At 71.2% G+C, this 5,627-nt stretch carries 4 protein-coding genes; 3 read left to right on the top strand and 1 reads right to left on the bottom strand.

Features of this window, described 5'->3' with window-relative positions; genetic code table 11:
- Positions 1 to 91: 91 nt before the first annotated feature.
- On the bottom strand, positions 92 to 883 hold the full coding sequence (locus AOK24_RS40185) for a TerD family protein (protein WP_055724853.1): 792 nt from the start codon (positions 881 to 883) through the stop codon (positions 92 to 94).
- 184 nt (positions 884 to 1,067) lie between these two features.
- Between AOK24_RS40185 and AOK24_RS40190 the strand changes: the two genes are divergently transcribed.
- Genes AOK24_RS40190 through AOK24_RS40200 form a run of 3 tightly spaced genes read left to right on the top strand, consistent with a single transcriptional unit; the run spans position 1,068 to position 5,535 of the window.
- Positions 1,068 to 2,231: an HpcH/HpaI aldolase/citrate lyase family protein gene (locus AOK24_RS40190; RefSeq protein WP_055724854.1), complete on the top strand. Its 1,164-nt coding sequence runs from the start codon at positions 1,068 to 1,070 to the stop codon at positions 2,229 to 2,231.
- 26 nt (positions 2,232 to 2,257) lie between these two features.
- Complete coding sequence (locus tag AOK24_RS40195) at positions 2,258 to 4,723, top strand: phosphoribosyltransferase (RefSeq protein WP_055724856.1); 2,466 nt, start codon at positions 2,258 to 2,260, stop codon at positions 4,721 to 4,723.
- Positions 4,723 to 5,535, top strand: a complete 813-nt coding sequence (locus AOK24_RS40200) for an HAD family hydrolase (protein WP_055724855.1) — start codon at positions 4,723 to 4,725, stop codon at positions 5,533 to 5,535. The genes AOK24_RS40195 and AOK24_RS40200 overlap by 1 nt, the downstream gene beginning before the upstream one ends.
- Positions 5,536 to 5,627: the final 92 nt, after the last annotated feature.

The raw sequence follows: 5,627 nt of genomic DNA on the forward strand, positions 1-5,627 counted from the left end.
CTCCAGTGGGGGCGGGGGTACAAGGCGAAGGCGGAGAAGTAGTACCCCTCCGCCTCAAGGACTACCTCGCCTCAAGAACTACCTCTGAGGGCTAGCGCCCGATGAACTGCGGCCCCTGCGGCGGCATCCGGAACTCCTCCTGCGGGTAGCCGTACCCGGGCGCCGCCTGGCCGTACGTCGGGAGGGACGCCGGGTAGCCGTACGCGGGCTGCTGCGGGGGCGTCGTCGGCTGCTCGGGCGGCAGCGGCTGGGAGAAGGTCTGGGGGCTCGCGGGGGGCTCCTCTTGGGCTGGGGTCTCCGGGTTCTCGGAGCTCTCGGGGGTCTCGGGGTTCTCGGCCTCCGACTCGTCCACGGAGATGCCGTAGTTGACGGCGAGGCCCTCAAGACCGTTCGAGTAGCCCTCGCCGATCGCGCGGAACTTCCAGCCGTCGCCCCGGCGGTAGAGCTCGCCGCAGATGAGGGCCGTCTCCTCGCCGGTCTCGGGCCGGACGTCGAAGACGGCGATGGGGTCGGAGTCGGCGCGGTTCGCGTCGTACAGCGCGATCTGGAGGGACCGGACGTGGTCGAAAGTGACCCCGTCGGCCGAGGCGACGAGCAGGATCTGGCTGACGACGGACTCGACACCGGCGAGGTCGGTCTGGATGGTGTCCGTGAGGGCGTCGGCGGTCCGCTTCTGGCCGAGCCGCCAGACCTTGCCGGAGGGGTGGCGTGGCTGGTTGTAGAAGACGAAGTCCTCGTCGGAGCGCACGCGGCCGTCGGAACCCAGGAGGAGAGCGGAGGCGTCGACGTTCGGCACACCCTGCCCGGGGGTCCAGCGCAGCACGGCGCGCACCGTGGTGGCTTCGAGCGGGACGTTCGACCCCTTCAGCATCGCGTGCGTCATGGCGTCATCCTGCCCTCTCGCCGCTGAGCAGGACAACCGAGGCGTGGAGTCCATCGGGAGGTGCCCGGTGGCGTTACCAGAAATTCATTCCCGGCGGGAACTTTTGAACCGATCGGTACGTACTATTACCGGTCACTTGTTTTCACGGAATCCACTGGGCTCGTCGTCCGTCACGGGGGTAGACATGCGTCATTTCGGGCACATCGCCCCGCAGGAGCGCCGGCGCCTCTTCCACCAGGAACCCTGCGCGTTCGGTACGGACTCCCCGGCCCGCCTCCTGTCGGCGGCCCTCGGCGCCACGCTCTACAGCCCCGCGACCCGCCCCCGCCTCGCGGACGACGTGATCAAGCAGGCCGCCCAGGGCGTCGTCTCCATGGTCCTGTGCCTGGAGGACTCCATCGGCGACGAGGACGTCGCGGCCGGCGAGGAGAACCTCGTCCGCCAGTTCGCCGACCTCGCGACCCGCCCCGAGGAACTCCCCCTCCTGTTCATCCGGGTCCGTACGGCCGACCAGATCCCCGACCTCGTCCGCCGCCTCGGCCCCTGCGTCTCCCTGCTCAGCGGGTTCGTGTTCCCCAAGTTCACCGAGGAGCGCGGCACGGCGTTCCTGGAGGCCCTCACCGCCGCCGAACTCGCCAGCGGACAGCGCCTGTTCGGGATGCCGGTCCTGGAGACCCCCGAGCTGATGTACCGCGAGACCCGCGTCGAGGCCCTGGAGGGCATCGCCCGCGCCGTCGACAAGTACCGCGACCGCGTCCTCGCGCTGCGCCTCGGCGTCACCGACTTCTGCTCCTCCTACGGCCTGCGCCGCGCCCCCGACATGACCGCGTACGACGTCCAGATCGTCGCGTCCGTCATCGCCGACGTCGTCAACATGCTCGGCCGCGCGGACGGCACGGGCTTCACCGTCACCGGCCCCGTCTGGGAGTACTTCCGCGTCCCCCAGCGGATGTTCAAACCGCAGCTGCGCACCAGCCCCTTCCTGGAGGTCGAGGCCGTCGACCTGCGCGAACGCCTCATCGAGCACGCGATGGACGGGCTGCTGCGCGAGATCTCCCTCGACCACGCGAACGGCCTCCTCGGCAAGACCTGCATCCACCCCTCGCACGTCCCGGCCGTCCACGCGCTGTCCGTCGTCAGCCACGAGGAGTACAGCGACGCGGCCGACATCCTGCGGCCCGAGCGCGGCGGCGGGGGCGTCCTGCGCTCGGCGTACACGAACAAGATGAACGAGGTGAAGCCGCACCGCGCCTGGGCCGAGCGCACGATGCTGCGCGCCGAGGTCTTCGGCGTGGCCCGCGAGGACGTCGGGTTCGTCGATCTGCTCGCGGCCGGTATCCCCGCCTGAGCTCTGTGCTGTGTTTCGGTGACGTCATGAGGAGCGATGTGAACGACGCGGTCTGGTCCGGCGGTTGGGTGTCCGAACGGCTCGGCGTGGAACTCGCCGGGGACGCGGTGCTGCCGGAGATGCTGGGCCTCGCCCTGCGCCGCAACCCCAAGCGCGCGCACCTCCTCGTCTCCAACGTCCTCGGCAAACACGTACCGCAGCTCCCGTCCGTCGTCTACGGCCACGGCTTCGCCCTCGGCCGCCGGGTACGCGAACTCCTGGGCGCCGACGCGGAGTCGGCGGTGGTCCTGGGGTACGCGGAGACGGCGACGGGACTCGGCCACTCGGTCGCGGACGGCGTCGGCGACGTCACGTACCTCCACTCGACCCGACGCCCGGTGGAGGGGGTGGCGCGGGCCGGGGGGTTCGAGGAGGCGCACTCGCATGCGACGTCGCATCTGCTGCTGCCGGAGGACGGGGAACTGCTGCGCGGGGACGGGCCGTTGGTCCTGGTCGACGACGAGTTCTCGACGGGCAACACGATCATGAACACGATCCGGGACCTGCACGAGAGGTATCCCCGGGGGCGGTATGTGGTGGTGACGCTGGTGGACATGAGATCCCCGGCGGACGCCGGGCGGCTTTCCGTGTTCGCGGAGGAGATCGGCGCGCGGGTGGATCTCGTGGCGGCGGCATCGGGAACGGTGAGACTGCCGGAGGGGGTGCTGGAGAGGGGACAGGAACTGGTGGTCCGGTACGAATCGATCGCCGCCGGCACCGACCCCCTAGGGGCGCGGGGAACTGCGCGAACAACCCCCACCGACCCGCACCCGAAATACAACCGCGTCGAACTGCACTGGCCTCTCGCTCTCCCCGACGGCGGCCGTCACGGCTTCACCGCCCACCACCGAATACAACTGGACGCAGCCCTCCCCGAGATGGCCGCCCGCCTCGCAGAGGCACTCCCCGCCGACGCCCGCCGCATCCACGTCCTCGGCTTCGAAGAGCTGATGTACGCCCCCCTCCGCCTAGCCCACGAGTTGGAGCACATAGCCGACGCCGAGGTCCGCTACTCGACAACGACCCGCTCCCCGGTCCTCGCTGTCGACGACCCGGCGTACGCCATCCGCACCCGCCTCACCTTCCCCGCCCACGACAACCCGGCGGACGGCCCGGGCGACCGGTACGTCTACAACATCGCCGGCGCCGGCTTCGACGCGGTTCTCGTGATCGTCGACTCCACCGCAGACACCCCCGAACTCCACGCCCCCGACGGCCTGTTGGCCCAACTCGCCGAGCACACCCCGCAAGTGACCCTCGCGGTGATCCCGTCCTACCTGCCTGGAAGGCCCCGCATGCTGCCCGCCCCCCTCAGAGGCCCCGCCTTCTCCTCGTACGCCCCGGACGAGGTCGGCTGGCTCCTCCAGGACCTCTCGGACGTCACGCTGGAGGCGCCGACGGAGGAGCGCGAGGAGGCCGTACAGAGCGGCGGCGCCCACTACGCGGAGTCCTTGCCGATCGAGTACCAGCCGACCGAGCAGTACCAGGCGCTGTTCCAGTCCGCGCTGACGGATTCGGCGGAGCGCCTCGCGCAGGCGGTCGGCGTGGTCACGGAGACGGTCCTCGCGGAACGCTCACCCCGCCCCGTACTCGTCTCGCTGGCCCGAGCCGGCACCCCCGTCGGTGTCCTCATGCGCCGCTGGGCCCAGCACCGGCACGGCCTCGACCTGCCCCACTACGCCGTGTCGATCGTGCGCGGCCGGGGCATCGACGCGAACGCGCTGCGCTGGCTGGCCGAGCACCACGACCCCGCCGACGTCGTGTTCGTCGACGGATGGACCGGCAAGGGCGCGATCACGCGCGAACTCGCCGCCGCGATCGGGGAGTTCGAGGAGGCGGGGGGCGCCGCCGGCTTCGACGCCGAGATCGCCGTCCTCGCCGACCCCGGCTCCTGTGTCCGGACGTACGGCACGCGCGAGGACTTCCTCATCCCCTCCGCCTGCCTCAACTCGACGGTGTCCGGGCTGATTTCGCGAACTGTGCTGCGCGCGGACCTGGTTGGGCCGGACGACTTCCACGGGGCCAAGTTCTACCGGGAGTTGGCCGGGGCCGACGTCTCCGTCGCGTTCCTGGACGCGGTCTGCGCCCGGTTCGCCGAGGTGGGCGAGTCCGTCGACGCCGCCGTCAAGGAGCTGCTCGCCAGCGACCGTACGCCGACCTGGGAAGGGTGGGCGGCCGTCGAGCGGATCAGCGAGGAGTACGGCATCCATGACGTCAACCTCGTGAAGCCGGGGGTGGGGGAGACGACGCGGGTGCTGCTGCGCCGGGTGCCGTGGAAGATCCTCGCCCGCGCGGGGGCCGGTGATGACCTCCGGCATGTCCGGCTACTCGCCGAGCAGCGCGGCGTACCCGTCGAGGAGGTCGCCGAACTCCCGTACACCTGCGTCGGGTTGATCCACCCCCAGTACACGCGCGGTGCCACCGGCGCCGACGGGAAGGCTGTGACCGTCTGATGCCGGTACTCGTCGCCAGCGACCTCGACCGTACGCTCATCTACTCGCCGTCCGCCCTCGCGCTCACGATGCCGGACGCGCGGGCGCCCCGCCTGCTGTGCGTGGAGGTCCACGAGGCGCGTCCGCTGTCGTTCATGACGGAGTCGGCGTCCCAGCTGCTCGCCGACCTGGGCGACGCGGCGGTCTTCGTGCCCACGACGACGCGGACGCGCAAGCAGTACCTCCGCATCAACCTCCCAGGCCCCGCGCCCAAGTTCGCGATCTGTGCGAACGGGGGGCACATCCTGGTGGACGGCGTGAGCGACGCCGACTGGCAGGCGGAGGTGACCTCCCGCCTCGCCGCCGAGTGCGCCCCGCACGAGGAGATCCAGGCGCACCTGGCCGCGAACGCCGACCCGGTGTGGCTGCGCAAGCAGCGCGTCGCCGAGGACCTCTTCTCCTACCTGGTGGTGGAACGCGAGCTGCTGCCGGAGGAGTGGGTCAAGGAACTCGCGGCGTGGGCGGAGGGGTTGGGCTGGGGGGTCTCGCTCCAGGGCCGCAAGATCTACGTGGTCCCCAGGCCGCTGACCAAGAGCGCGGCGGTCCGTGAGGTACTGCGCCGTACGGGGGCCGAGTTGAGCCTCGGCGCGGGTGACTCCCTGCTGGACGCCGACCTGTTGGAGGCCGTGGACCGGGCTTGGCGCCCGGGGCACGGGGAGTTGGCGGACACGGGCTGGGCGGGCCCGGGGGTGACGGCCCTGCCGGAACGGGGAGTCCTGGCAGGCGAACGTATCCTGCGCGAGTTCCTGAAGGCGGTTCGTTCGGGGGCGTGAGAGAGGCGGGCCGGCTGTTCGCGCCCGAGGGGGCGCGGGCACCCCACCGCTACCCGCAACAGCCCCCGCCGCAGCATCCCCCGCCTCCGCCC

This window comes from Streptomyces niveiscabiei (genome assembly GCF_001419795.1).
Lineage (GTDB): Bacteria > Actinomycetota > Actinomycetes > Streptomycetales > Streptomycetaceae > Streptomyces > Streptomyces niveiscabiei.